Origin of the sequence: Afipia massiliensis, from assembly GCF_014203115.1 — a bacterium.
GTDB lineage: Bacteria > Pseudomonadota > Alphaproteobacteria > Rhizobiales > Xanthobacteraceae > Afipia > Afipia massiliensis.
The window spans coordinates 13088-37950 of record NZ_JACHIJ010000004.1; the positions used below are offsets into that span (position 1 = coordinate 13088).

Below are 24863 nucleotides of genomic sequence, written 5' to 3' on the forward strand. Positions count from 1 at the left end.
GCTCCGTCCTACTTCGCTGACTGACCCACCGTTTCCTGGACTCGCGTCACGGGTGGTGGATTCCACTTCCCGGTCAACGCGTCGGACTGAGGACCATACAGACGCATCGTGAGGTTGAACGCCCCCTTCGGCGCAGGGAGCCAGTTCGCCTCCTTGTCCTTGCCCGGACTTTCGTTCTGGAAGTAGAGCGTCAACGAACCATCGGGATTGGTCTTGAAGGGCATCCAGCTGCTGACAGCAAAACGATTGAGGCTGTTGGCGACCTGGAAGCCTTCGGGGTCGTAAAGCGTGACCGACCAGAACGCGTTCACCGGCGGCGCGCTCCCCTTCTCGAAACTGATCGTGTACTTGTTCGCGCCGTCGAGTGGTTTTCCCGTATCATCCGCAAGGTTGAGCGGATAGATCGCGTCTTCAGGCAGGTTTGCGCCGAGACCAACCTGCGCAACGACGGCGCGCTTGAGATAATAATTTCCGTACACGCCCATGGTGTCGGTGTTCATTGACCAGCCGTTCGCGACACGGGCGAGAGTCGCCACCTTCCATTCCATCAGCTTTTGCGCAGCCTCCGGCGCGGCCTCGATGGCCTTCTTCACCGCGGGATCGACCTTCGCAATGTCGAAGCTCTTGCCCGGTTCGATGCCGATGCGCTTCATCTGTGCGATGATCGGCTGATCGGTGACGTGAGGCGGATTGACCTTCAGAATTTCAGACGCGTAGGTAAAATATTTGCCGCCCACCATGGTATCGACCTGGACCTTCGGCGGCGTCTTCATGTCGATCGATGGGTCGATCTTCGCCTCGACCGGCTTTGCCGGCTTTCCCCATTCCGACAGCGGCGTGATCTTGTAGCCGGCCTGAATCTTGTGGACCGCGGCATAGTCCGGCGGACCATCGGTCTTGGTGCGCCCGATGACCCAGACATGCGGCGTCGGCGCGTGAATTACCTGCGTGTCCTGCGGAAGCTTGAACTCCTCAACAAGCCGCTCTCGCAGGTCAGGCCGCCAGTTCGGCGGAACGATCAGGAAATTTCCGGCCTGCGTTCCCGTGGTGCGTGATCCCGGCGACGCGAAAACGTCCGACCACATGTCGAGCATGGGAATGAGATAGAAGCGTCCCCCTGTATCCGGCACGGAGACGACAACGGGCTCTTTCGTCATGTCCAGATAGCCGCTCGAATACAGCGTATCGAAATTCGGACGAACCACGGCCTTCATGTCGGCAGCCGGAAATTCAGGGATGTTCGCGAACGTATTCGCCGGACCGCCAATTCCTTTGCCCGGCTCCATGTTTGTCAGTTGCTTGCGCGTCACATCCATCGTCACCAAAGGATAGAAGTAAACGTAAGCGTCGGTGGCGATGGCAAGGGCTTCCTGCTCGGAGAGCTGAGCGGTTTGCGCCGTTGCCGCAGATGGGATCTGTAATGTCCCTGTCGCAGCCAAAGCAGTTAACAGGATCAATCCAAAACGAATTCTCTTAACGGGAGTAAGCATCACACGTCCTCCGCTGTTCGGTTTCAATTTTCCTGATGGCTTTTAAAAAGGGCACGCAGGTTCGCGCGCCACGCCCCGATTGTTTGGTTCCTCCAAAGCTTGCTCGCCTTGAGAGTAAGGCGGCCTTGTCTGTTGGAAATCAGCCGATCAATCGCATCGAAATGGACAACGTGACTGAAATTGGGAAAACCCCGTCAACGCTGTCCCAGCAAGAATAGCTCTCCGGTCCTTCGTCAGGCAACAGAATCCAGTTCCGATAGGTCAGCCTAGCTAACCATCGGGGTAAGTATCATGCTTGAATTGAACTTTATCGATCGGGGAGCGTGCTTCACTGCGCGCCCGCAATGGCGAACAGCCGCACCGCGTTTCGCGAGGCGAAACTCCGGCACGTGGTGGCTGTCGTGCCCCACATCGTCAGGCACGACAGTTATAGTTATAATGTCCGGCGCAAGCCGCTCTCAGGCCGCCTTGTCGGCGGCGTGGACTGTCGTTTCGCGCGCTTCCTTCGCAGCGCGGGTGACATCTTCGACCGTTCCCTGAGTGAGCCGCAGCATGCGCTGCGCTTCCTCGCCATACTGCGCGAACGCGGTCTGCCAGAACTGGGCATAGGCCTGCTGCAAATCCTGCAGCGAGCGGCAGTCCTGGATCGTCCGGAACAACTGGACGTCCTCGCGCAGCCTCATGCCGACGAACTCCGACCATTCCTTGCCGATGTTCTGCATGGCCGTGCCGACCTGCGCGTTGAACTTCGCAGTTTCGTTCAGCATGGTTCCATTGATCTCGCTCACGCGCGCAAGATCGGGAAACGGAATCGTTTCCGCCGCCTTGTTGAATACGTTGTCGCTGGTGGATGTGGGTGCCATTGTCGGACCTTCATTCTGCTGGAGCAAGAAAAGGACACGTCTAACGCCGACACTCCATCACTGATCGATGGCAGCAGTATGATGCTCATTGCATCATGACCGAAAAGAAAAATTTCTCTCCGATGCAGGTGCATGTTGCATGCGCGCACTCAAGATTCAGATTTCTTGAAATAGTCAAAGGTCACCGTTCATGACCGAACGACAGATTGCAATGTGCAATCAATAAGGAACGGCCGATGCCGATGATCCGGCCTGCGCCTTCGCTGCGATCGCCTCGACCTCCGATACGATTACGTCGGCCGCATAGACCTGTGGCATGTGGCCGCCGTTCGGCAACACCACAAGCTTGGTCTGGGGCACTGCAGCGGCGAAAGGCCGCGAGTGAATTTCAGTCGAAACCGTCTTGTCGGCATCACCGGCGATGATCGTGACCGGAACCTTGATCGATGGATAGCTCGGTGACTGCTTGACCGTCTCCGCCTTCAACGTCGTGAGATCCCAGGCATTGCTGAGAAACACCTGCGGCCGCAACACCATGCGCACCGCCGTCGCCGCGATATAGCCGTCCGGCATCGTCTGCGGCGCGAAGACGTAACGAGTTCCGCCATCAACCAGAAATATGCCGAGCGGCAGTGTGATCGTATAGGCGAGCAGCGGACCGATCACCGGAATAGTCGCGATCTTGTTGAAATTGCCGACGCCGCCCGGCCACGGATAGGCCACCGGCGACAGCATCATGATGGCGGCGACACGTTTGGGATAGGCCAGCGCCAGCGCCGGCATCAGCGCGCCGGCCCATGAGTGGCCGACGACGATCGCCCGATCGACGCCGAGTTTGCCGAGCGCCTCGTCGATCATGCGGGCCTGAATCGCAGGCGTGGAATCCTCACAGCGTTCGCGCGTGCTCCAGCCATGGCCCGGCCGGTCGATCAGGATGACACGGCGGTCCTTCGCCAGCCTGTCGCCGAGCGGCTTGCGCATCGTCTGCAGGCTTGAGCTTGCGCCGTGAACAAGGACGATCGGCAGACCGGGCGCGTAGGTCGGCCCAAGCTCCACGACGTGAAGCCGCGCGCCCTTCACGTCGACGAACCTGCCCTCCGGCGGATGGTTGCGCTCCAGCACGGAGACGCCCGCCTGCGTGACCAGCGCCAGCACCGCCAGCGTGACCGCGACAGCCAAAACAATCATGAAAGAAATCCGGAAAACTTTCTGCACGGCGGAAAATACGAACGGCTGTTGAATAGGTTTCGCGTCGAAATCGCGCCCGCCCGCAAACCGGCCGGGTTCAGAAATGCCTGGTTAAATATCGCGGCCCTCGACCTTCTCGGTCAACGACTTCACAAGATCCGGGACCCGTTCGAGATGGGGATTGATGGCCAGCGCTTTGCGGAATGCATCGAGCGCATGCTTTTCGTCGCCGGTTTCCTGCATGATCATCCCGAGGCCCGCCAATGCGCCGAAGTGGCGCGGTTCGCGAATCAGGACCTGCCGGATGTCTTCCATCGAGCGCCTGTAATCGTTCTTCAGGTAGTGGATTGTCGCGCGCCGATTCCAGGCCTCAATATAGTCAGGACGCAGCTTGATGACGGCGTCGAGCAGTTTCAAGGCGACAGCGGTGTCCTTGCTATCCATCGCGAGTTTCGCCCGCGCCATCAGCAGCGCGGCGGTATCGCTCGGCGTTGCGGTCCATACCGCCCAGATCCGGGCCTCGACAGCCTTGGCGCTTTCCTGATCCGGGGCGGCCTTCAGCGCGCCGAACAGAAAATCGAGATTCTTGGCCTTGTCACCGATGACGCGCGGGAGCTTGGCAGGGGCCTGCGGCAGTTTCTTCTGCGCGCCCGGCGGCGTCGGTTGCGGAGCCTGCGCAGCGGCGGGCGTCGCGGCGATTGCTGCCAGCACAACAATGCCGATCGCGAGCCTTAAAACCCGCGTCCAGTTCGCCGTGGTTGTGGACCGCAATGCCATGACGGAAAGTCTAAACGCGGAAAGCGCCGCGTGCAAAGTACAAGCGGCGTCAAACGGCTGTGATGTGGGGAGGAACCTGCCGCCTCGGTGGCGGCACACGTCATGGAACAAACAGGCGAAAAATCAGCCCGTTTGGATCAACCCTGGCGCGCCTTGAAGCGGCGCTGAACCTTGTTGATGACGTAAACCCGGCCCTTGCGGCGGACCAGACGGTTGTTGCGGTGACGGCCGCGCAGGGACTTCAGCGAATTACGGACCTTCATGGGACAATGCTCTCTGGAAGGCCGCGTTGCAGGGCCGAGTATGAACCGTTGGTTGATGGGCATATCCCGCAGGCCAAGGGCCGCGCGAGACAGGCGGTTTCTATGCCATCGGGGGGACAAATGTCAATCCGATCAGGCCAATTCAACAGCTCAAACCGGGGCAAAATGACCCGACTGGAACCCATTTTCGGACTTTCCGCGGCCCAAATCAGCTACTAAGCAAACGACTGGACCCGGTCGCGCCCACGATCCTTCATCTTCCCGGGCGCGTGCGGTAAACATGGCTTTGGCCCCCCGGAAGGCAGATCTGGACCGTTGACCGCCGAAATAACCACACATCGTCCGGCAGCCGCGAAGGCCGTGCCACTCACAGGGACCGACCTTGCCGCGCCTGAACAGTCAGGCCGCCTGCCGCTGCCAAACGGGGTGCTCCTCCGCCGGATCGAGTGGCCGACAGCCTCCGTGATCCTCGCCTACCATCTGGTCGCCCTGCTCGCCTTTATCCCCTGGACCTTCAGCTGGACCGGCGTGATCGTCGCGATCATCGCCGCACGGTTGTCCGGGCTGCTCGGCATCAACATCTGCTATCACCGCCTGCTCACCCATCGCGGCTTCAAGTGCCCGAAGTGGTTCGAGCATACGCTGGCGGTCATCGCGATCTGCTGCGTGCAGGACACACCGGCCCGCTGGGTCGCGGTGCATCGCCGGCATCATCAGCATGCCGACGAACAGCCCGATCCGCACAGCCCGCTGGTGAATTTCCTTTGGGGCCACATCGGCTGGCTGATCATCAAGAATCCGGAGCTGAACCGCCTCGGAATCTACGACCGCTACGCCAAGGACATCCTGCGCGATCCGTTCTATGTCGCGATCGAGCGCAACTGGCTTCAGGTCAAAATCATTCTCGCGCAATGGATCGTATTTTTCGGCCTCGGCTTCCTCGCCGAACTGGCGATGGGCGGCACGGCGATGCAGGCCCTGCAATTCGGACTGAGCATCCTGCTCTGGGGCGTGTTCGTGCGCACCGTGTTCGTCTGGCACCAGACCTGGGCGGTGAATTCCGTGACCCACCTCTGGGGTTACCGGAATTACCAGACCGACGAGGACAGCCGGAACAATGTTTTCATCGGCCTGCTCGCCCACGGCGAAGGCTGGCATAACAATCACCACGCCGATCCGCGCTCGGCGCGGCACGGTCACAAGTGGTGGGAGTTCGACACCACCTGGCTGACCATCCGCCTGTTCGAAAAGCTCGGACTCGCAACCGACGTCGTTGGGCCAAGTCCCCATGTGATGGCCAAGGCCGGCGTGAACATGGTTACACGCGGCGGCAGCAACACGCCGGACGAGTGATCGCAGCGAACTCCGCTTCTTTCTCCAACCATATCTCGATGCAGAAAAGCCCGCCCCGGACAATTCGGAGCGGGCTTTCAGCGATCTTGAGGCTGGTTGTTATTGCTGCGGGACCTTCGCGGTCTTCACCACGCCCGACCACTTGCTGATTTCCGCATCGACGAACTTGGTGAAATCCGCGCCGGTGAGCTTGCCGGGTTCGACGCCCTGCGTCGCGAACTTCTCGCGCGTCTGCGCCGCTGCGAGGATCTCCTTCATTGCCGCAACCAGCTTGGTGTGAGCCGCGTTACCATTGGCGGCCGGCATATAGAGGCCGAACCATGCGGTCGCCTCGAACCCCTTCACGCCGGACTCATCGAGCGTCGGCGCGTTGGGCAGCGACGCCGCACGCTCCTTGCTGGTGACGGCCAGTACGCGGATGGTGCCCGCCGCAGCAGCCGGCAACACCGTCGGCAGCGTGTCGAACATGATCGGAATGTGTCCGCCGATCAGGTCGTTCATCGCAGGCGCAGCGCCCTTGTAGGGAACGTGCACGATGTCGACGCCCGCCATCTGCTTGAACAGTTCGCCGGACAGATGATTGGCGCCGCCGATGCCGGCTGAACCGAACGACAGCTTGCCCGGCTCCTTCTTTGCCATTGCGATCAGGTCGGCAACGCTCTTCGCCGGGAAGTCCTTGTTGACCACCAGCGCGTTCGGCGCGCTCGCCACCACGGCGATCGGCGAGAAATCCTTCTGCGTGTCGTAAGGGAGCTTTACGTAGAGGCTCGGATTGATGACGTGATGGGTCGCGGTCAACAGCAGCACGCTGCCGTCATTGGGCGACTTCGCCACCGTTTCGGAACCGATGGTCCCCGAAGCGCCGGCACGGTTCTCGACAATGGTGGTGACACCGAGCTTCTCGCCGAGATACTGCGCGACGAAACGCGCCAGGATGTCGGTGGTGCCGCCGGCCGGGAATGGTACGATGATCTTGATGCTGTTGGGCGGAAACTGTTCGCTGGCTTTGGCATCGCCGGAGGCGGCGCCGAGCATGAACACGCACAGGACTGCTGCAAGAACTGACTTCATGATTTCAACCTGACCCAAGTTTGTATGACGTGATCTCGTTGGCGAACGGCAGCCGTTGTCACGGCTGACGCAACAGCTTGGCGCGTTCGACCAGCGAGCGCTCGGACACATAGAATTCGCCGGCCCACTTCTGATAGTCGGCCGGGGCCTTCTGCCACTGGGTCTGACCCAGGGTCACCAGCAGCTTCTTGTATTCATCGCTGTCAGCAGCGGTCTTGAATGCCTTGTAGAGCCTGTCGACCACGGCCGGCGGCATACCCTTCGGTCCCACCAATCCGTAAGGCGCGGGATAGACGAGATCGTAGCCGAGACTCTTGGCCGTCGGCACGCCGGGCAGCGACGCGACCGGCTGCGGATCGAACGACAGCAGCACGCGCATCTTGCCCGACTCGACATAGGGCAGAATGGTGCCGATGGCATCGACCGTCGCCATGGTGTGACCGCCGAGGATCGCGGTGACAGCTTCGCTGCTGCCCTTGTAGCCGACATGGGTGATCTTCACGTCGGCCATGCCGGCAAGAGCTTCCGCCAGCAGATGCATGGTGGTGCCAGCGCCCGCGGTAGCGACGGTCAGGCTCTCGGGATTTTTCTTGGCGTAGGCCACCCAATCGGCGGTGGTCTTGATCGGCGAGTCGGCATTGACCGCGAGCACGAAGGTGTAGCCGCCGAGACCCGTGATCCACGTGAAATCCTTGATCGGATCCCAGTCCACCTTCTGCATGTAGGGATAGCGCAGCAATCCGGCTGTGGCGGCCGCGATGGTGTATCCGTCGGGCGCTTCCGTTTTCGCCATCGTCGACGGCGCCAGCGTCGCACCTGCGCCCGGCCTGTTTTCGATGATGATTGGCTGGCCGAGATCCTTGGCAGCGAGTTCACCGAGCTTGCGGAATGTCGTATCGGTCGCACCACCCGCCGCGAAGCCGACCAGCAGCTTGATCGGCCGGGTCGGGTACGGATCCTGGGCGGCGGCCAACTGAGGCATCGCGATCAATCCGATCGCGAGCAATCCAGACCGCATCGCATCCAAATACCAGCGCATTCTTGTCTCCTCTGTTCCGGTTTGCTCCCGGCTCTTTATCGGTCGGTTATCGCGAAGCTGTTAAAACGCTCCACGATTTCCGGGTGTTCAGGGCATCGACGTCGAAGCCCGCAAGCTGCTTGTAGCGGCGCTCGACGTCCTGCAGTTCGGTCGCAGCATCGCCGTGAGCGCCGCTGCGCGCCAGCGCGCTCACCCGCGCCATCACGTCACCGGCCTGCCGCCGGTTCGCGAGTTGTACTTCGCTGGCGACCGGACGGCGTTGCGTCTCATAGCCGCGCAGCGCATCGTCGATGGTCGCAGCAGTGGCGAGTTCATACGCTAGCACGCGTGCATCCAGAATCGCCTGCGAGGCGCCATTGGAGCCGAAGGGATACATCGCATGCGCGGCATCACCAAGCAGCGCGCAACGCCCGAACACCCAGCGCGGCAACGGATCGATGTCAGTCATCGGATACTCGTAGGCTTCCGATGACGACGCCACGAGATGATGCACATCCAGCCAGTCGAAACGGTAGTCCTTGACGAATTCTGCAATAGCACTGGTCGAAACCGGAACATTCCAGTTTCCAAGCTCGGTCTCCGCGCGCGTTGTGTCTTTCGGACGGACCAGCAGCCAGTTGAGCACGCCGTCCGCGATCGGATAGACCACGATGCGCTGGGCCTCATCCCCGATGATCACCATCGAGCGGCCGCTGAGAAACGGCGCGGTTTTCGTGACGCCGCGATACATGACCCAGCCGTTCGATGCGAGCGGCGTGACCGAGCCATACAGGCTCTCGCGTGCCGGCGAGCGGATACCGTCAGCGCAAATCGCAACATCCGCAGTATAAGATACCGGACGATCCGCGCCGGTCTGATCGATCGCCTCGATCACGACCTTGTTGTCATCCGCTGTGCTTACACCCGTTACGCGCTGCGCGATCCGGATCGACGACGGACCCAGACGTTCGCGCACCGCCTCGACGAGAAGCCGTTGCAGCGTGCCGCGATGGATAGAGTATTGCGGCCATTTGTAACCGGCATCGAGTCCGCGCGGCTCGGCCCAGATCAGGCGGCCCGTGGTATCGTAATAGGCCAGTTCCTTGGTCGGCACACCGGCTTTCTCAAGCACATCGCCGAGACCGAGCTCGCTCAATTCGCGAACGGCATGCGGCGGCAGATTGATGCCGACGCCGACGTCGCGAATTTCCCGTGCCGCTTCGAACAGGAGGATGTCGTCGCGGCCGGCGGCGTGCAAAGACAACGCCGCCGTCAGTCCGCCAACCCCCGCTCCTATGATCGCGATCGACATCGCGCTTCAACTCCGGTCAGGCTGCAGCAGCAGCTGCGACGGGGAATTCCACCATGGCTTCGCCGACAGCCACCTTCTCGTCGTTCTGGTTCTTCACCAGCACGTCGATCAGCACGAAGCGAGAATTCTTGGTGGTCTGCTTGGCCTTGATGATTCCCACCGGCTGAATGGTGTCGCCCGGCTTCACCGGCTTGACCCAGCGCGTTTCGAGGCGGCGATGAATGGCACCCGCCGGATAAGCCCAGTCGGTCAGCATCCGGGTGATCAGCCCGAAGTTGTTCATGCCGTGCATGATGATGCCGCCGAAATTGGTCTTGCCGAAATCGCCCTTCATGTAGTTGTCGTCGAGATGCAGCGGATTGTAATCGAGCGATGCATCGCAGAAGAGGCGAATGGATTCGCGCGAGACCGAGAACTTCGGACCGTCGATGCTGTCGCCTACCGTGAGGGTTTCGAATGTCGTCGTCATGTTTTCAACTCCTCGCGTTACATCGGCCGGATGGTCTGGCCGCGGCCGGAACAGATCACGTCGCCGTGCTGATTGAAGAAGACGTTGTCGTGGACCACGAACAGCCGCTCGCGCTTGATGAACTTGTCGAGCGCGCGGGCCTGCAGCGTGATGGTGTCGCCGGGCCGCGCGGGCTTGTTGTAGCTCCAGGATTGTCCGGCGTTCACGGTGCCCGGTGAGCGCATCCAGTCGTCCGCTTCCGTGCAGGAGAACATCAGCAGGATGTGGATCGACGGCGGCGCGATGATCCCGCCCCAAGGCGTGGTCTTCGCATAGGCTTCATCGAGGTAAAGGGGGTTGGTTTCACCGACCGCCTTGCAAAGAAGCGCGATGGCTTCCTTCGTCAGCAGGTAGGGGATCGTCTTGCGCGGTTCACCCGGAACGATCTCGTCCCAGACCTTTCGCAGATTTTCGTCCTTCCAGAAGTCCGTTTCGAAAGCTTGTGCTTGCGCCATGGCAATCTCTCATCTATGTTCATCAGGCGAACTTTATACTCACCACACGAACATTATGGTCTGGCTTTCAGCACCTGACAAGCCGGAAGATGAGGGAACTTGAATGTCCAAGGAAAGCGACGGCTTCGTCCGTGCCATTGCCAGAGGATTTTCCGTGGTCGAGGCGCTGGGGCGTCCACCCGGACGGCACACGCTGTCGGAGGCTGCAGTTGCGGCCGGGCTGACGCGCGCAACCGCGCGGCGCATGCTGGCGACATTGGTGGCGCTGAAGTATTGCGAGGCCGACGGCCGCTACTTCAGCCTGCGCCCGCGCGCACTCGGCCTTGGATTGTCCTATCTCAACGCGCTGCCTTACTGGGGCTACGCGCAGCGCGCGCTGGAAGATCTGCGCAACGACATCGGTGAATCCTGCGCGCTGGCGGTGCTCGACGAAACCGAAATCGTCTATGCGCTGCGTCTGCCGGCGCGGCGCATTCTCACCGCCAATCTCGGCATCGGCAGCCGCCTACCCGCGCATCTGATCTCGCTCGGCCGCGTGCTGCTCGCGGCACTGCCGCCGGAGCAACGCGCGCAATATATCTCCAGCATCGAATTCAAGCAGGTGACGCCTCGCACCGTGACCTCCCCGACCCAACTCGCCGAGGAACTCGCGCGCGTGGAGCAGCAGGGCTACGCCTGGATCGACGGCGAACTTGATCCCGCGATCTGCGGCATCGCGGTGCCGGTGCGCGATCAGGCCGGCCACGTCGTGGCCGCCGTCAGCATTAACACCATCTCTGGCACGGTGACCGAGGCCGAGGCAAAGAAGAAGTTCCTGGTGGCGCTGAAGCGCACCGCACAGGACATCCGGACCCAGACCACCGCCAACAACTAAAGCCGCGCGTTGCGTCCCGGCGCGATTTGATTATAGACTATAATCAATTCACGGCGACCCGCGTCCACGCGGGAACGCCTCAGCCGGGACATGCGCATGCTTAATCCGGACGACCTGATCGCCATCGACATCCACACCCATGCCGAGGAGCCTTGCGGCACCCACGGCGACGACGGCTACGACGATTTCCAGGCCGCGATGTCGGAATACTTCAAGTCGCCGCACAAGCATCCTCCCACCGTGCCCGAGACTGCGGCCTATTACCGCGCCAAGAAGATCGGCGCAGTGATTTTCCCCGTCGATGCCGAGCGCGAGACCGGCTTCCGCCGCTACAACAACTACGAGATGGCGGAACTGGCGGCGCAGAACTCCGACGTGCTGATTCCGTTTGCCAGCATCGATCCCGCCAAGGGCAAGCTCGGCGCGCGCGAGGCGCGAAAACTCGTCGCCGACTACGGCATCAAGGGATTCAAGTTTCATCCCACCATGCAGGGCTTTTATCCGAACGACCGGATGGCCTATCCGCTCTACGAGGCGATCGCCGAATCCGGCTCGATCGCGCTGTTTCATACCGGACAGACCGGCGTCGGCTCCGGCATGCGCGGTGGCAACGGCATGCGCCTGAAATATTCCAACCCGATGTATATCGACGACGTCGCGGTGGATTTTCCCGACATGAAAATCATTCTCGCGCATCCGTCGTTCCCTTGGCAGGAGGAAGCGCTGTCGGTCGCGACCCACAAGCCGAACGTCTACATCGACCTCTCCGGGTGGTCGCCGAAATACTTCCCGCCGATCCTGGTGCGCTACGTCAACACCATCCTGCAGGACAAGATGCTGTTCGGATCGGACTGGCCGGTGATCACGCCCGACCGCTGGATGGCGGATTTCGAGAAGCTCGACATCCGCGACGAGGTGCGGCCCAAGGTGCTGAAGGCCAATGCGCGCAAGCTACTGGGCATCTGAAGCCAGACCGTGCATAAGGCTGCATCCAACAGCCGTTCTGGACATACAAAAGCATGACCGTCGAATCCGTCCGCGCATTCTTCGCTGACAAAGCCCCCGACATTGCGGTGATTGAATCCGAAAAAAGCTCCGCGACCGTCACGCTCGCCGCCGAAGCCTTTGGCGTCTCGCCGGCGGAAATCGCCAAGACATTGTCCCTGCGCGTTGGTGACCGCGTGCTGCTGGTAGTCACCTGCGGCACGGCCCGGCTCGACAACAAGAAGGCGCGCGCCGTGTTCGGCGGCAAGCCGCGCATGCTCAATGCCGAGGAAGCGCTCGACGCCACCGGCCATCCGGTCGGCGGGATTTGTCCGTTCGGACTGAAGACGCCGCTGCCGGTTTATTGCGACGTCTCGCTGCAGGCTTTCAACGAGGTCGTGCCCGCTGCGGGCTCGATCAACAGCGCCGTGCGCATTTCGCCAGCGCGGATGGCCGAACTGACTGGCGCCGAATGGGTCGACGTCAGCGAGGTCCGGGAGCAGACCGAGGTGGTGTGAGCGCCTCCTATTCCACCTTGCCGATCTTCTTCACCGCCGCGATCAGCCGCGCGCTATCCGCTTCCACGAATTTCGCAAACTCCGGCGCATCCATGTAGGCGACGGGACTGCCTGCGGTCTCGAACGTCTTCACCACTTCCGGCGCGCGCACCGCCTCGCCCATCGCTTCGCGCAACTTTGTCATGATCGGCGCAGGCAGTGCCGCCTGCGCGAACAATCCCGCCCAGATGTAGAACTCGACATCCTTGTAGCCGAGTTCCTGAAACGTCGGCACGTCCGGAAAGCTTGCGACGCGCTTTGCGCCCCACCCGGCCAGCACGCGCATCTTGCCGGCATCCACCTGCGCGCGCAGTGTACCCGGCGCGGAGGCCACCGCCTGCACGGTGCCCGTCAGCAGCGCGTTGAGCGCCGGCGCTGCGCCGCGAAACGGCACATGAAGCAGCTTGATCCCGGCGCTGGCCGCGAACATTTCCATCGCAATGTGCAGCGTGCCGTAGGGACCGGATGAGCCGTAGGGAATCTGGCCCGGCCGCGCCTTCGCATCGTCCACGAAATCCTTCACCGTTTTCCATGGCGCGGACGCAGGCACCGCGAGCATGGTCGGATCGGCCAGCACCCGCGCCACCGGCGCGAACTGCGACATTTCATAGGCCACGGGGCGGTCGAACAGCCGGTCCGCTTCCGGCAAGACCGCCAGCGACGACAGCGTCATCAATAGCGTATAGCCGTCAGGTTCGGCGCGCGCTGCCGCCGCATTGCCGACGGAACCTCCGCCGCCCCCGGCGCGGTTGTCCACGATCACGGACTTGCCGAGAATGCGCTCCAGCGCCAGCGCCACCGGACGCGCCGCGAGATCCGCCTGTCCTCCGGCGGGAAACGGCACGATCATGGTGACGTTGCGCGACGGCCATGCCGCCTGCGCATGAGAAGTGCCGGAGATCGTGTGCAATGCAACCTGAGACAGCGGCAGAACAGCGGCCGCCTTCAAAACCTCGCGCCGATTCATGATGCCTCCCTGAGAATTTGTTTTTATTCTTTATCGCTACACCCTGAAGGAAGCGCAGATGACGATCAAGGCCGTTGTGTTCGATGCTTACGGCACGCTCTATGACGTGCAGTCGGTCGCCGCCGTTACCGACGAGGCCTTTCCCGGCTACGGCGAACTGATCAGCCAGATCTGGCGGCTGAAGCAGCTCGAATACACCTGGCTGCGCTCGCTGATGGACCGCTACGAGGATTTCTCGGTCATCACCCGGGACTCACTGACGTTCACCCTTAAGGCGCTCGGCCTGACATTCGATGCCGCGATGTTCGAGCGCATCATGGACAAGTATGTCCACCTCGATCTCTATCCGGATGCGAAACAGGCGCTGGCAGGATTGAAAGACCAGAAGCTTGCAATTCTGTCGAACGGCAGCACCGACATGCTCAACGCGCTGGTGCGCAACACCGGCTTCGACACAATTCTCGACGCCACTATCAGCATCGATACGACGAAGATCTTCAAGCCGTCGCCGCGCACTTATGAGCTGATTGAATCGAATCTCGGCGTGAAGCCGCACGAGGTGCTGTTCGTCTCATCCAATCCGTTCGACGCCTGCGGCGCCAAGGCCTTCGGCCTGAACGTGGCATGGATCGAGCGTGTGACGCCGCAGGCAATGGCGGCCGAGTTCGTGAAGGCCGACCTTGTGCGGCCCCTATCGATGTTCAAGGCGATCCGCATGCAGATGGACGAGTACGGCCTGGAACCGGACTATCGCATTTCCGCGCTGGCGGATTTGCCCAGCCTTGTGGCTTCCGGCTAACGCGCTGATGCTGCAAAGATGAGGCGCGCGGCTTAGATGCCGAGCGCGACACCATCCTTGCGATGGTCGGTGGCGCCGAGCAGGGCGCCGCGTTCGTGATCGATCCAGATCGCCTGACAGCCGCCGATTGCGGCGTCGGCCCATTTCACATCATGCCCGCGCGCGGCCAGTTCAGTGCCGATCTCTTTGCCAAATGTCGGCTCCAGCGACAGCACGCCTTCGAATGCGAACGAGCGCGGCGCTTCCGACGCGGCCTGAATGTCCATGCCGAGGTCGAACACGTTGGACAGGAAATTGCCGTGGCCGGTCGCCTGATAGTGGCCGCCCATGACGCCGAACGGCATCATGCAGCGCCCGTTCTTCATGACCATGCCGGGAATGATGGTGTGCATCGGCCGCTTGTTCGGCCCGAGCGCGTTGGGATGACCCGGCTGTAGCCGGAAACCCCAGCCGCGGTTGTGCAGCAGCACGCCGGACTTCGGTGCGTAGATGCCGCTGCCGAACGGCTGAAACAGCGAATTGATGAACGACACGGCGTTGAGGTCGCGGTCCACCACCGTGACGTACACCGTATCCTTGTGCTCGATGTCGTCCCAGTCGACGGCCGCGCTCGCGCGTTTCATGTCGATCTTGCTACGGATCGCACCGATATAGCTGTCCGAGAGAAAATGCGCCGCATCGACCTTGCCGTGCGCCGGATCGCAGAAAAATGCATCGCGCGCGCGGTAGGCCGCCTTGCTCGCTTCCGCCAGCAGATGCACGCGGTCAACCTCTGAAAGCGCCTTGATGTCGTAACCGGCCAGCGTGCGCAGGATCATCAGCGCCGCGAGGCCCTGCCCGTTCGGTGGACATTCGAGAATGTCATGGCCGCCGTAGCTTGTGGAAATCGGCGTCACGTCTTCCGGCGTGTTCGCAGCAAAATCTGCGACGGTGTGCGTACCGCCAAGGCCTTGCAGCACGGTGGCGAGTTCTTCTGCTACCTCACCTTCATAGAAAGCCGCGCGGCCTTCGCGCGCGATGCGCCGCAGTGTCTTGCCGAGCGTGGGCTGACTGCGCCGGTCGCCGATGTCGGGCGCAACGCCGCCGGGAAGATATTGCTCCTTCGCCGCCGGATTGCTTTCCAGCCGCGCGCGATTGCGCGACCAGTCCAACGCGACGCGCGGCGTGATGCGGAAGCCGTTCTCCGCGGAGTCGATCGCGGGCTTCAAGATTTCTTCCAGCGATTTGCTGCCGTACTTCGCAGCGAGCGTGCACCATGCATCGATCGCGCCTGGAACGGTGACGCCCTCGATCGAGGTCGGCGTGAGAGCCTTCGCGTCCTTGGCCACGGCCGCTAGATCGGTCTTCGCCGGCGTGCGGCCCGATCCGTTCAGCGCCACCGGCTTACCGGCCTTCGGCGAATACAGCACGAAACAGTCGCCGCCGACGCCGGTCATCTGCGGCTCGACCACGCCCTGCAGCGCAACCGCCGCAATGGCGGCGTCCATGGCGTTGCCGCCGGCTTTCAGAATGTCGAGCGCGGCGAGTGTTGCCTGCGGATGCGAGGTCGCGGCCATGCCGCGTTCCCCCACTGCGATGGAGCGGGACGGCGAGATGAAATTGCGCATTCAGGGAAACCTTCGAGGATGGAAACCCCTTTTAAGCCGAGTTGAACCTTCGATCCACCCCTCGCCGGGAATGTGATGCATGCCTATCTCGCCGCGCGTTTGGTGCGGCCGAGCTTGTCGGCGAGAAAATCCGCGAGCACTTCGACACGCGCCGGGCGCGGGCCACCCGGCGGCATCACCAGATGCACCGCACCCTCGGGCTGCTTCCAGTCCTTGAGGATCACTTCAAGCCGCCCGTCGGCGATGGCCTCGCCGACAATGAAATCCGGCAGATCGGCAATGCCGAGCCCGGCCAGCAGCGCCGGCATTGGCGCCTCGCCGTTGTTCACACGTAACTGTCCGGAAGGCCGCACCGTCGCCTGCTCGCCCGCAGAGTTGACGTAGTGCCAGACCCCTGGCGTCGAGAGATACGCGTAGCCGAAGCATTTGTGGTCGGCGAGATGCATCGGATGCGTCGGACGACCATGCTTCTTGAGGTAAGAAGGCGCCGCCACCGTGTACCGCCGCATGCCGCACAGCCGGCGCGCCACCAGCGACGAATCCGGCAGGCGCGCGATACGAATGCCGGCATCAAAGCCGTCGCCGATCAGATCGACCATGGCATCACTCAGATGCAGGTCGATGGACACCTCGGGATAAGCGGCGAGAAACTCCGGCAGCAGCGGCGCGATGACCCTGACGCCAAACGTCATCGGCACCGCGAACCGCACCAGCCCGCGCGGCACGGACGATTGGGCCAGCGCGTCGCTTTCCAAGGCTTCGCCATCCATCAGGAGCCTCGCCGCACGCTCGGACAATTTCTGGCCGGCATCGGTCAGCGCCAGTTGCCGCGAGGTGCGATTGAACAGCCGCGCCCCGAGCCGTTCTTCAAGCCGGCTGACCGCCTTGGAAACGGTCGCTTTCGACAGCGCCAATTCTGCCGCGGCCCCAGCAAACGACCGCATTTCCACGACTTTGGCGAAGATCGCGAGGGCCTCAAAGTCCGGGAGCCTGGACATATCGGAACCTTTCAAGGGGCAGATATGGAAACAATGAGTTTCAATAGTTTCTATTTATGCACCATCCGCGAGCGCTTATCCATTGCCCATCGAACAATTCAACAAGCGAACTCCCACTCAAGGAGACCCCAATGTCCAAGTCACTCAAAGGCAAAGTCGCTCTGGTTACCGGCGGATCGCGCGGCATCGGTGCAGCCAGCGCGAAGGCGCTGGCCGATGAAGGTGCGAACGTCGCCATCAGCTACTCAGCGTCCGCCGACAAGGCCGAGGCCGTCGTCCGCGACCTGAAGGCCAAGGGCGTCGAGGCGAAAGCCTTCAAGGCCGACCAGGCCAACAGCGGCGAAGTCGATCAGTTGGTGAAGGACGTCGCCAGGCATTTCGGCCGTCTCGACATCCTCGTGAACAACGCGGGCGTCGCGGTGACCGGCGCAGTCGACGATCCGAACAGCGACACCGCCGCGTTCGACCGCCAGTACGCGATCAATATCGATGGAGTCGTGACGGCCATCCGCTCCGCATCGAAACTGATGGGCGACGGCGGCCGCATCGTCACCATCGGCTCTGACATCGCCACCCGCGCATCGTTCCCCGGCATGGCCGACTACGCCGCCACCAAGGCTGCGATCGTCGGTTACACCAAGGGCGCGGCACGCGACCTCGGCCCGCGCGGCATCACCGTCAACGTGCTTCAGCCCGGCTCGATCGACACCGACATGAATCCGGCTGACGGACCAAGCTCGGAAGCGCAGCGCACGCTGCATGCGCTTCAGCGCTACGGCAAACCGGAAGAGATCGCGGCCGGTGTCGTGTTTCTCGCCAGCCCCGGTGCGTCGTTCGTGACCGGCACAGTGCTCAACGTCGATGGCGGCTTCGGCGCCTGATCCAGATTGACAACGCCAGGTGCATCACGCGCCCGGCAATCCCTCAAGCATATTCAATGAAGGAATATCCCATGATCGAACTTCGACCATTCAATAAACTCGGCAGCGCGGACCACGGCTGGCTCAAGGCCAGGCATCACTTCTCGTTCGGCAGCTATCATAACCCTGCCAACATCAGCCATGGCAGCCTGCGCGTCTGGAACGACGACGAGATCGCTCCGAACACCGGTTTCCCTGCGCATCCTCATGCCAACATGGAAATCATCACCTTCGTCCGCGAAGGCGCGATTACCCATCAGGACTCGCTCGGCAACGAGGGACGCACTGAAGCCGGCGATGTGCAGGTGATGAGTGCAGGCTCGGGCATCCGCCACTCCGAATACAACCTTGAGCCGGTGACGACCAAGATCTTCCAGATCTGGATCGTGCCGACGCAGGACGGCGGACAGCCAACCTGGGGTGCGAAGCCGTTTCCGAAGGCCGATCGCTCCGGCAAGTTCGTCACCATCGCCAGCGGCTTCAAGGCCGACAACGATGCGCTGCCGATCCGTGCCGATGCGCGCGTGCTCGCCACCACGCTGAAGGCCGGCGAGACCGCCGAATATGCTCTCGGCGAGAAGCGCTACGGCTATCTCGTGCCGGCCAGCGGCAGCGTCGAGGTGAATGGCGTGCGCGCCAACACCCGCGACGGCATCGCCGTCCAGAAAGAAGCGTCGGTGAAGATCACCGCGCTCGAAGACACCGAACTCGTGCTGGTGGATGCGGCGTAAGCCGCATCCCTCCATCACCCAATTCCACCACCTCTGAAAAACTGAAGGAAGCCACCATGGCCAAGGTTCTCGTACTTTACTATTCCGCCTACGGACACATCGAAGCGATGGCGAATGCTGTCGCCGAGGGCGCCCGCGAAGCCGGCGCGACGGTCGACATCAAGCGCGTGCCCGAACTGGTTCCGCCTGACGTCGCCAAGGCGTCGTACTACAAGGTCGATCAGGCGGCCCCTGTCGCCAAGATCGACGATCTCGTGAACTACGACGCGATCATCGTCGGCACCGGCACGCGCTTTGGCCGCATGTCGTCGCAGATGGCGAACTTCCTCGATCAGGCCGGCGGCCTGTGGGCGAAGGGCGCGCTGCACGGCAAGGTCGGCGGTGCGTTCTCATCAAGCGCCACACAACACGGCGGCCAGGAAACGACACTGTTCTCGATCATCACCAACCTGCTGCACTTCGGCATGGTCGTGGTTGGCCTGAACTACGGCTTCGCCGGCCAGATGGGCGTCAAGGAAGTCACCGGCGGCTCGCCTTACGGCGCGACCACCATCACCGACGGCGACGGTAGCCGCCAGCCGAGCCAGAACGAACTCGACGGCGCGCGCTATCAGGGCCGCACCATCGCGGAAACCGCGAAGAAGCTCCACGGCTAATCGACAAACGGCGGCGCTGGCAACAGCGCCGCCGTTTCCATGACTCCCCGAGATGAAGAGACTGCCATGAACGACGCAATACATCTGTTCAATCTTGCGCGCGGACCGCTGCGCGCGCTGGCGCGAAACTGGATGTGCCGAGGTCTTCGCCGCACGGCCCTGCGCGGCACGACAGGGTTGGATCGGCACTGCGGCAGATGCGACGCGGCTACGACCAATGACGGTCGCGCAATTGCCATCGGAAAACGCTAGGCTCCGCTCCGCCGGGTTTATTCTGTCTTTCAAGGCAAGAGGGAGCAGGCATTATGCCGACGATCAAGGTCAAGGACGGCACTGAAATCTTTTACAAGGACTGGGGTACGGGACAGCCCATCGTTTTCAGCCATGGCTGGCCTCTCTCGGCGGACGACTGGGATACGCAGATGCTCTTCTTTCTGAGCAAAGGCTTTCGCGTCATCGCCCATGACCGGCGCGGTCACGGCCGCTCGACCCAGACCGGCGGCGGCCACGACATGGATCACTACGCCGACGATCTGGCTGCGCTGACGGCGCATCTCGATCTGAAAAACGCAGTGCATGTCGGTCACTCGACCGGCGGCGGCGAAGTTGCGCATTATATCGCGCGTCATGGCGAGAGCCGCGTCGCCAAGGGCGTCCTGATCAGCGCAGTGCCGCCGATCATGGTGAAAACTGCCAGCAATCCCGGCGGGCTGCCCAAGGAAGTGTTCGACGGACTGCAGGCGCAGCTTGCAGCCAACCGCGCGCAATTCTATCGCGATCTGCCGGCGGGGCCGTTCTACGGTTATAACCGTCCCGGCGCGACGCCATCGGAAGGCATCATTCAGAACTGGTGGCGGCAGGGCATGATGGGCGGCGCCAAGGCACACTATGACGGCATCGTCGCCTTCTCGCAGACGGATTTCACCGAAGACCTGAAGAAGATCACGGTGCCGGTGCTGGTGATGCACGGCGACGACGATCAGATCGTGCCGTATGCCGATTCAGCGCCGCTGTCCGCCAAGCTGCTGAAGAACGGCACCCTGAAAACCTACAAGGGTTTTCCGCACGGCATGCCCACCACCGAAGCTGAGACGATCAACGCCGATCTGCTGGCATTCATCAAAAGCTGACAGGCAGTGAATGCTGCGAAAGGCCCGCTCATTGAGCGGGCCTTTTATTTGTTCAGAGATTGCGGCGCCTTCGGACGGAACCCATGGCGGGTCAGACCGTTGTCGGTCCATCACCCCGGAGAACAACACGATGGACAAGGATCGGATCACAGGCGCCGCGAAGGACGCCGCAGGCAAGGTGGAAGGTGCGTTCGGCCGCGCAACCGGCGATGCATCAACCGAAGCCTCGGGGCGGGCGCGCGAAGCCGCAGGAACTGTGCAGAATCTGTACGGTCAGGCGAAGGATGCCGCGCGCGACATCGGCGATGCGGCGAGCGATTACGCCAAGGATGCGCTCGATGCCGGCAGCGACATTTATCGCGATGGCAGCAAGGCAATGGCATCCACCGTTCGCGAACAGCCGCTCGGCGCGCTGCTTGTCGCGGGCGCGGTCGGCTTCGCGCTGGCCTTGATGCTGAACCGGCAGCCGCGCCGCCGCAGATCGTTGCGCGACTACTACTAATCTCGAACAAGAGATGCAAAAAAGGCGCGCGTATCAACGCGCGCCTTGGCGCGCGCGATAGGCGCGTGCGCGGATTGAGAATGTGCATTGCACTATGGCTGCCCGCTCCGCCGAGTTTGCTAAACGTGTCCGCGTTGTGCCGATGTGACGTTCAGGATATATGGAACTCCATACTTGCTGAATTTCATCGGGGAACGGGGTCTTGCAAATGTTCAGGCTGACTGGATTGACTGCGGCGGTCGTTGCGTTCGGATTGATTGTCAGTGCTCCTGTCGCGCAGGCAGGCACGTGGGAAGACGGCGTGAAGGCTTTTGCGCGCAAGGAATATGCGGCCGCGGCGAAACTGTTTCGTCCGCTTGCGGAAAAAGGAAGCGCCGTCGCGCAGTATCGAATTGCGTTGATGCACAAGATGGGGCTGGGCGTCTCCAAGGATCGCAAACAGGCCCAGAAGTGGAGCCGGCTCGCCGCAAAGCAGGGCAACGCGGACGCGCAGGTCCTGCTGGGAAGCCTGTACTACAAAGGCGAAGGCAAAGAATCCGACGACATCGAAAAAGCGTACATGTGGTACGACATCGCCGCGACGCAGGGGAATGACGAGGCCAGGAAAGAACTCGCGGCCGTGTCCAGCCAGCTCAGCTCACAGCAGGTCGCCGAAGCACGTGCGAAGGCGAAGAAGTGCGCATCGTCCGGCTATCAGCAATGCGATTGATGGAACGGCGAGCTTAGCCGATCATCTGATGTTGCGAATTCAAGCCCGGCCCCGCGCCGGGCTTTTGCGTGCGCCCATGCGCAACGACCGGACAGCTTTGTTTGCTCGGAGGATGTTTATCTGCCGAGATGTCGGCGTACGGCGGCAACAGCGGGTCCGACCTCCTCGATCGCGGCGATGAGATCCTGCGGCGAGACGCTGAGGCGATATGCCCAATAACCGGTGGCGGCATCATCCGTCATGTCGATCACAGGTGCGGGACGCGCACCGGTATTCGACGACAGCACGGACGCGACTGTCACAAGGCGGAGCATGCTTCAAAATAGCACGAGAAGGCCCGCGCCGCACGCAGCCGCACGCCTCAGCGTTAATGAAGATGAAACGCCGTCGCCGGGACCGCGGGCCGGGTAATTTTCCGCCGTCGCGGAGCCCGAATTGCTATAGTCGGCCCCAAAACGCGGATCGCATTGTTCCGAGGCACGACATTGGCTCAACCGTTCATCGTCTCCATTCCCCACAAGCTCGGCAAAGAGGAAGCGGCCCGCCGCCTGAAAGCCGGGCTAGGCAGCGTCCGTTCGGAATACGCAAGGATTCTCCAGATCAACGAGGAGATCTGGAGCGGAGACCGTCTTGCGTTTCAGTTGACGGCACTGAAACAGCAGGTCAGCGGAACGGTCGATGTCGCGGAGGATCACGTCAAGGTCGAGGTGATGCTGCCCTGGCTGCTCGCAGGCCTGGCGCACGGCGTTCAGGCGACGATTCGATCCCGCGCTACGCGCATGCTGGAAAAGAAGACAACGGACGTCTGATCCATCCGAACAAAAGCCCGGCATTGCTGCCGAGCCTCGTTCAATCTCAAACATACTAGTCAAAAACCTATCAGCCGTTGTTGGCCTTCAGTTTCAGCCATGTGGTGCGGACATTCTCCTTGACCTGTCCCCACTCACTGGCGGCGACATCCCAGTTCACGATCTGGCGTGACGTGCCCGCCGATGCGCCGCTGGCGACCGTCGATGTTGCCATCGAATCATGAACGTAAACCACGCCGATGGTCAGCAGGCAGCCCAGTACCATTCCCGGAAAAGTTCGCATGTGATCGTCCTCCGACACATGCAACGCGGCAGCGCCTTTAGAGTTCCGCACACGAAAACGCCCGCCGATCTCGGGACCGGCGGGCGCGATTGCCTGTAGCGAAGATCACCAGCAGAACGAACAGAACCGATCGCTCTGCGGATTCAGGAAACGATAGACCAGCGAGACCCGATACGCCTCGTTCACAATCTGATGTTCGCTGGCTGCGGCAGCAAAGCTGTTGGTCGTAACGGTACCAATCGTCCCTCCAAAGCCCGCACCGCCGATCGGGCGATGCTTCCACGCATACGTGTCGCGCAGATATTCGCCCCGGATGGAAAGGTCTTCCGTCGCCTTGAATTCGAACCCGCCGCCGATCGTGTTGCCGATCAGGTTCTCAGGAGCGAATGTCCGGGTGACCGTTGCCCCGCCGACAAGCGGCGCACTCGGCGGGACCGAAACAATGCCGCCGGAGCTCGTTCCGAGGCTGCCCGCGACCACGCCGTAGGCCTTTCCGATGGAGAAAAATCCAGTCAGTTGAGGCGTGATGACGAAGCCGGCCATCAAGCGAAGATGATTTTTGGTTTCGACGGAAAGATTTCCCTCCATCGACAATCCGAGGCAATGAGTGGCGTTCGTGAACTGGAGATAACAGGTCATGTTACCTCCCGCCGGGCCTCCGAACTGTCCGGGGCTCTTGCGGCTCGCGAGACTTGAGAGCGAATTGAACTCGAAATCTCCTTCGATTCCGAGCCAGAACCTGTGCAACTGCGCGCGATAGCCGAGAAGAAGGTGATCGCCGGTGCGATCCATCGTTCTGGCAAAACCTCCTTGTTTGGACACGTCCAGGCCGGGTGTATTGCTGTCATCGATGGTCAGCGTCATGCCGCTGTCCTGGCTGATCCTGTAATTGTTCTGGGTGATGCCGCCGCCGACATAGAAGCCGGCCCATGTGTTGGCATAAAGCGCGGGATCGGTCGTGAACGATTGCCAACCGAGGGCGGCGGCCGAAGATGGCGACATGTCAGGATCGAAGCGATAGATCAGCGACGCACGAATGGTTTCGTTGGTCATTTTCACTTTTTCACTCGGCGACGTCATCGTTACGAGTGTGCCGCCGAGGTTGGCCTGAACGGCAGCGCCGCTCGTCACCACGCCATCGTAGGTATCCTTCAGGTATTCGAGCCGGGCGACGAGATTCTGGCTGGCTTTCACCTGGATGCCGCCGCCGATGGATGTGCCGACCAGATTCTTGTTCGGAGCTAAAGAGTTTCCGGTGACAAGAACAGGTAGACTCGGGCTGCTCGCCATAAAGAACCCGACATGGGAGCCGACGGTATCGCTCTTGCCGAAGGCGGCACCGCCGCTGACAAAAGCCATCAGGTTCGGGCTGATGGCAACGCCCGCGATCGCGCGCAAATGTCCCATCGTTTCGACCGAGCCAAAGGATGTCGGGCTGCCGCAGATAAAGTTGCCGGTCGTTCCCACGCCGCATGCGCCGGGCTCAGGCCCGAACGGAATCGAAGTCGGGACACGGTCGCCGAACGAATAGTCTCCCTCGGCTCCGAGCAAAAGCCGTTCGTACTGCCAGAGGTATCCCCCAAGAACGTGACCGCGATTGAGATAATTCGTGGTCTGCAACGGGATCGGCTCGTTCGTCGCGAAGCCAGGCCCACTTGGCGTGACCGTCTGGTAGGCCGTTCCCTGATCGAGCGATTTCTTTTCGCGGCCAAAACCCGCGCCGATGTAAAGGCCGCCCCACGAAAGGGGATTGGCCACCGGGGCCGGTGGCGAAGCCCGAAGTGCAGTGTCGCGGGCAGTTTGAGCAGATGCGGGCAGCGCCGAAAAGGCAAGCACCGCGATCACCGAAAAAACGGCTGTTTTGGTCATGAAATCCCCCAGTCCCCGAAGAAGTCGTAGAGGGGGAGTCTGTGGGTTACAATCGGCGCACGTCCGCGGGCCGAGATTCAAACCAGGAGTGTCTCTGCCAAGTCACGCAGCTGCGCGCATTGAGAAGGAAGGATGGTGGTGGAAGCAGTCACCCGCGAACCGGTCTCCAA

Annotated in this window: 28 protein-coding genes; 12 read left to right on the forward strand and 16 right to left on the reverse strand. The window is 61.7% G+C overall.

Annotated features, from left to right (window positions below):
• Positions 1–8 precede the first annotated feature (8 nt).
• The 5 genes from HNQ36_RS13760 to ykgO form a co-directional block, all read right to left on the reverse strand.
• Positions 9–1490, reverse strand: coding sequence for a DUF1254 domain-containing protein (locus HNQ36_RS13760; RefSeq protein WP_246395386.1), 1482 nt, complete (start codon positions 1488–1490; stop codon positions 9–11).
• Positions 1491–1948: 458 nt separating this feature from the next.
• Positions 1949–2353, reverse strand: coding sequence for a phasin family protein (locus HNQ36_RS13770; protein WP_184086002.1), 405 nt, complete (start codon positions 2351–2353; stop codon positions 1949–1951).
• A 219-nt stretch (positions 2354–2572) separates the two neighbouring features.
• Entirely contained in the window at positions 2573–3541 is a 969-nt protein-coding gene (locus tag HNQ36_RS13775) for an alpha/beta fold hydrolase (protein ID WP_184086004.1), read from the reverse strand.
• A 111-nt stretch (positions 3542–3652) separates the two neighbouring features.
• The gene (locus HNQ36_RS13780; RefSeq protein WP_184086006.1) at positions 3653–4318 is read right to left on the reverse strand and encodes a tetratricopeptide repeat protein; all 666 of its coding nucleotides are present in this window, start codon (positions 4316–4318) and stop codon (positions 3653–3655) included.
• A gap of 137 nt (positions 4319–4455) precedes the next feature.
• Complete coding sequence (gene ykgO, locus HNQ36_RS13785) at positions 4456–4581, reverse strand: type B 50S ribosomal protein L36 (RefSeq protein WP_002718645.1); 126 nt, start codon at positions 4579–4581, stop codon at positions 4456–4458.
• A 315-nt stretch (positions 4582–4896) separates the two neighbouring features.
• Here ykgO and HNQ36_RS13790 point away from each other — a divergent pair, with 315 nt between their 5' ends.
• The gene (locus HNQ36_RS13790; protein ID WP_184086008.1) at positions 4897–5934 is read left to right on the forward strand and encodes an acyl-CoA desaturase; all 1038 of its coding nucleotides are present in this window, start codon (positions 4897–4899) and stop codon (positions 5932–5934) included.
• 99 nt (positions 5935–6033) lie between these two features.
• On the opposite strand, the gene HNQ36_RS13795 is transcribed toward HNQ36_RS13790, so the two are convergent.
• From HNQ36_RS13795 to HNQ36_RS13815, 5 genes are read right to left on the reverse strand one after another with little or no spacing between them, the layout of a single operon-like run.
• Positions 6034–7005: a tripartite tricarboxylate transporter substrate binding protein gene (locus HNQ36_RS13795; RefSeq protein WP_184086011.1), complete on the reverse strand. Its 972-nt coding sequence runs from the start codon at positions 7003–7005 to the stop codon at positions 6034–6036.
• Positions 7006–7063: 58 nt separating this feature from the next.
• Positions 7064–8044 carry a Bug family tripartite tricarboxylate transporter substrate binding protein gene (locus HNQ36_RS13800; RefSeq protein WP_184086013.1) on the reverse strand — a complete coding sequence of 327 codons (981 nt, stop codon included), beginning with the start codon at positions 8042–8044 and terminating at the stop codon, positions 7064–7066.
• Positions 8045–8090: 46 nt separating this feature from the next.
• Positions 8091–9335 carry an FAD-dependent monooxygenase gene (locus HNQ36_RS13805; protein ID WP_184086015.1) on the reverse strand — a complete coding sequence of 415 codons (1245 nt, stop codon included), beginning with the start codon at positions 9333–9335 and terminating at the stop codon, positions 8091–8093.
• Positions 9336–9351: 16 nt separating this feature from the next.
• A complete protein-coding gene (locus HNQ36_RS13810; protein WP_184086017.1) occupies positions 9352–9804 on the reverse strand; it encodes a MaoC family dehydratase in 453 nt (150 codons plus the stop codon).
• Between the two features lie 17 nt (positions 9805–9821).
• Positions 9822–10298 (reverse strand): MaoC family dehydratase, encoded by a 477-nt coding sequence (locus HNQ36_RS13815; RefSeq protein WP_019195537.1) that lies wholly within the window; start codon positions 10296–10298, stop codon positions 9822–9824.
• 103 nt (positions 10299–10401) lie between these two features.
• On the opposite strand from HNQ36_RS13815, the gene HNQ36_RS13820 reads away from it, so the two are divergent.
• The 3 genes from HNQ36_RS13820 (at position 10402) to HNQ36_RS13830 (ending at position 12674) form a co-directional block, all read left to right on the forward strand.
• Positions 10402–11172, forward strand: a complete 771-nt coding sequence (locus tag HNQ36_RS13820; protein ID WP_184086019.1) for an IclR family transcriptional regulator domain-containing protein — start codon at positions 10402–10404, stop codon at positions 11170–11172.
• A 96-nt stretch (positions 11173–11268) separates the two neighbouring features.
• The gene (locus tag HNQ36_RS13825; protein ID WP_046827680.1) at positions 11269–12138 is read left to right on the forward strand and encodes an amidohydrolase family protein; all 870 of its coding nucleotides are present in this window, start codon (positions 11269–11271) and stop codon (positions 12136–12138) included.
• A 53-nt stretch (positions 12139–12191) separates the two neighbouring features.
• Positions 12192–12674 (forward strand): YbaK/EbsC family protein, encoded by a 483-nt coding sequence (locus HNQ36_RS13830; protein WP_184086021.1) that lies wholly within the window; start codon positions 12192–12194, stop codon positions 12672–12674.
• 7 nt (positions 12675–12681) lie between these two features.
• Here the strand turns inward: HNQ36_RS13830 and HNQ36_RS13835 are convergent, their stop codons facing one another.
• Positions 12682–13680, reverse strand: a complete 999-nt coding sequence (locus tag HNQ36_RS13835) for a tripartite tricarboxylate transporter substrate binding protein (protein ID WP_184086023.1) — start codon at positions 13678–13680, stop codon at positions 12682–12684.
• A 58-nt stretch (positions 13681–13738) separates the two neighbouring features.
• Here HNQ36_RS13835 and HNQ36_RS13840 point away from each other — a divergent pair, with 58 nt between their 5' ends.
• Positions 13739–14479 carry a haloacid dehalogenase type II gene (locus HNQ36_RS13840; protein ID WP_184086025.1) on the forward strand — a complete coding sequence of 247 codons (741 nt, stop codon included), beginning with the start codon at positions 13739–13741 and terminating at the stop codon, positions 14477–14479.
• Between the two features lie 32 nt (positions 14480–14511).
• Here HNQ36_RS13840 and HNQ36_RS13845 read toward each other — a convergent pair whose 3' ends face one another.
• Positions 14512–16086 carry a gamma-glutamyltransferase family protein gene (locus tag HNQ36_RS13845; protein WP_184086027.1) on the reverse strand — a complete coding sequence of 525 codons (1575 nt, stop codon included), beginning with the start codon at positions 16084–16086 and terminating at the stop codon, positions 14512–14514.
• Positions 16087–16169: 83 nt separating this feature from the next.
• Complete coding sequence (locus HNQ36_RS13850) at positions 16170–17084, reverse strand: LysR family transcriptional regulator (RefSeq protein WP_184086029.1); 915 nt, start codon at positions 17082–17084, stop codon at positions 16170–16172.
• A 131-nt stretch (positions 17085–17215) separates the two neighbouring features.
• Between HNQ36_RS13850 and HNQ36_RS13855 the strand changes: the two genes are divergently transcribed.
• The 6 genes from HNQ36_RS13855 (at position 17216) to HNQ36_RS13885 (ending at position 21732) form a co-directional block, all read left to right on the forward strand.
• On the forward strand, positions 17216–17965 hold the full coding sequence (locus HNQ36_RS13855; RefSeq protein ID WP_184086031.1) for an SDR family NAD(P)-dependent oxidoreductase: 750 nt from the start codon (positions 17216–17218) through the stop codon (positions 17963–17965).
• Positions 17966–18036: 71 nt separating this feature from the next.
• Positions 18037–18735 (forward strand): pirin family protein, encoded by a 699-nt coding sequence (locus HNQ36_RS13860; RefSeq protein ID WP_184086033.1) that lies wholly within the window; start codon positions 18037–18039, stop codon positions 18733–18735.
• A 56-nt stretch (positions 18736–18791) separates the two neighbouring features.
• On the forward strand, positions 18792–19391 hold the full coding sequence (gene wrbA / locus HNQ36_RS13865; RefSeq protein WP_184086035.1) for an NAD(P)H:quinone oxidoreductase: 600 nt from the start codon (positions 18792–18794) through the stop codon (positions 19389–19391).
• Between the two features lie 305 nt (positions 19392–19696).
• The gene (locus HNQ36_RS13875) at positions 19697–20521 is read left to right on the forward strand and encodes an alpha/beta fold hydrolase (protein ID WP_184086039.1); all 825 of its coding nucleotides are present in this window, start codon (positions 19697–19699) and stop codon (positions 20519–20521) included.
• 130 nt (positions 20522–20651) lie between these two features.
• Positions 20652–21023: a CsbD family protein gene (locus tag HNQ36_RS13880; protein WP_184086041.1), complete on the forward strand. Its 372-nt coding sequence runs from the start codon at positions 20652–20654 to the stop codon at positions 21021–21023.
• 208 nt (positions 21024–21231) lie between these two features.
• Positions 21232–21732, forward strand: a complete 501-nt coding sequence (locus HNQ36_RS13885; protein ID WP_184086043.1) for a tetratricopeptide repeat protein — start codon at positions 21232–21234, stop codon at positions 21730–21732.
• Positions 21733–21848: 116 nt separating this feature from the next.
• Here the strand turns inward: HNQ36_RS13885 and HNQ36_RS13890 are convergent, their stop codons facing one another.
• Positions 21849–22046 carry a DUF3606 domain-containing protein gene (locus HNQ36_RS13890; RefSeq protein WP_184086045.1) on the reverse strand — a complete coding sequence of 66 codons (198 nt, stop codon included), beginning with the start codon at positions 22044–22046 and terminating at the stop codon, positions 21849–21851.
• A gap of 171 nt (positions 22047–22217) precedes the next feature.
• Here HNQ36_RS13890 and HNQ36_RS13895 point away from each other — a divergent pair, with 171 nt between their 5' ends.
• Positions 22218–22541 (forward strand): polyhydroxyalkanoic acid system family protein, encoded by a 324-nt coding sequence (locus HNQ36_RS13895; RefSeq protein WP_184086047.1) that lies wholly within the window; start codon positions 22218–22220, stop codon positions 22539–22541.
• 70 nt (positions 22542–22611) lie between these two features.
• On the opposite strand, the gene HNQ36_RS13900 is transcribed toward HNQ36_RS13895, so the two are convergent.
• Both HNQ36_RS13900 and HNQ36_RS13905 read right to left on the reverse strand, forming a co-directional pair.
• On the reverse strand, positions 22612–22824 hold the full coding sequence (locus tag HNQ36_RS13900; protein WP_184086049.1) for a hypothetical protein: 213 nt from the start codon (positions 22822–22824) through the stop codon (positions 22612–22614).
• A gap of 105 nt (positions 22825–22929) precedes the next feature.
• The gene (locus HNQ36_RS13905; RefSeq protein WP_184086051.1) at positions 22930–24693 is read right to left on the reverse strand and encodes an outer membrane protein; all 1764 of its coding nucleotides are present in this window, start codon (positions 24691–24693) and stop codon (positions 22930–22932) included.
• Between the last annotated feature and the right edge of the window lie 170 nt (positions 24694–24863).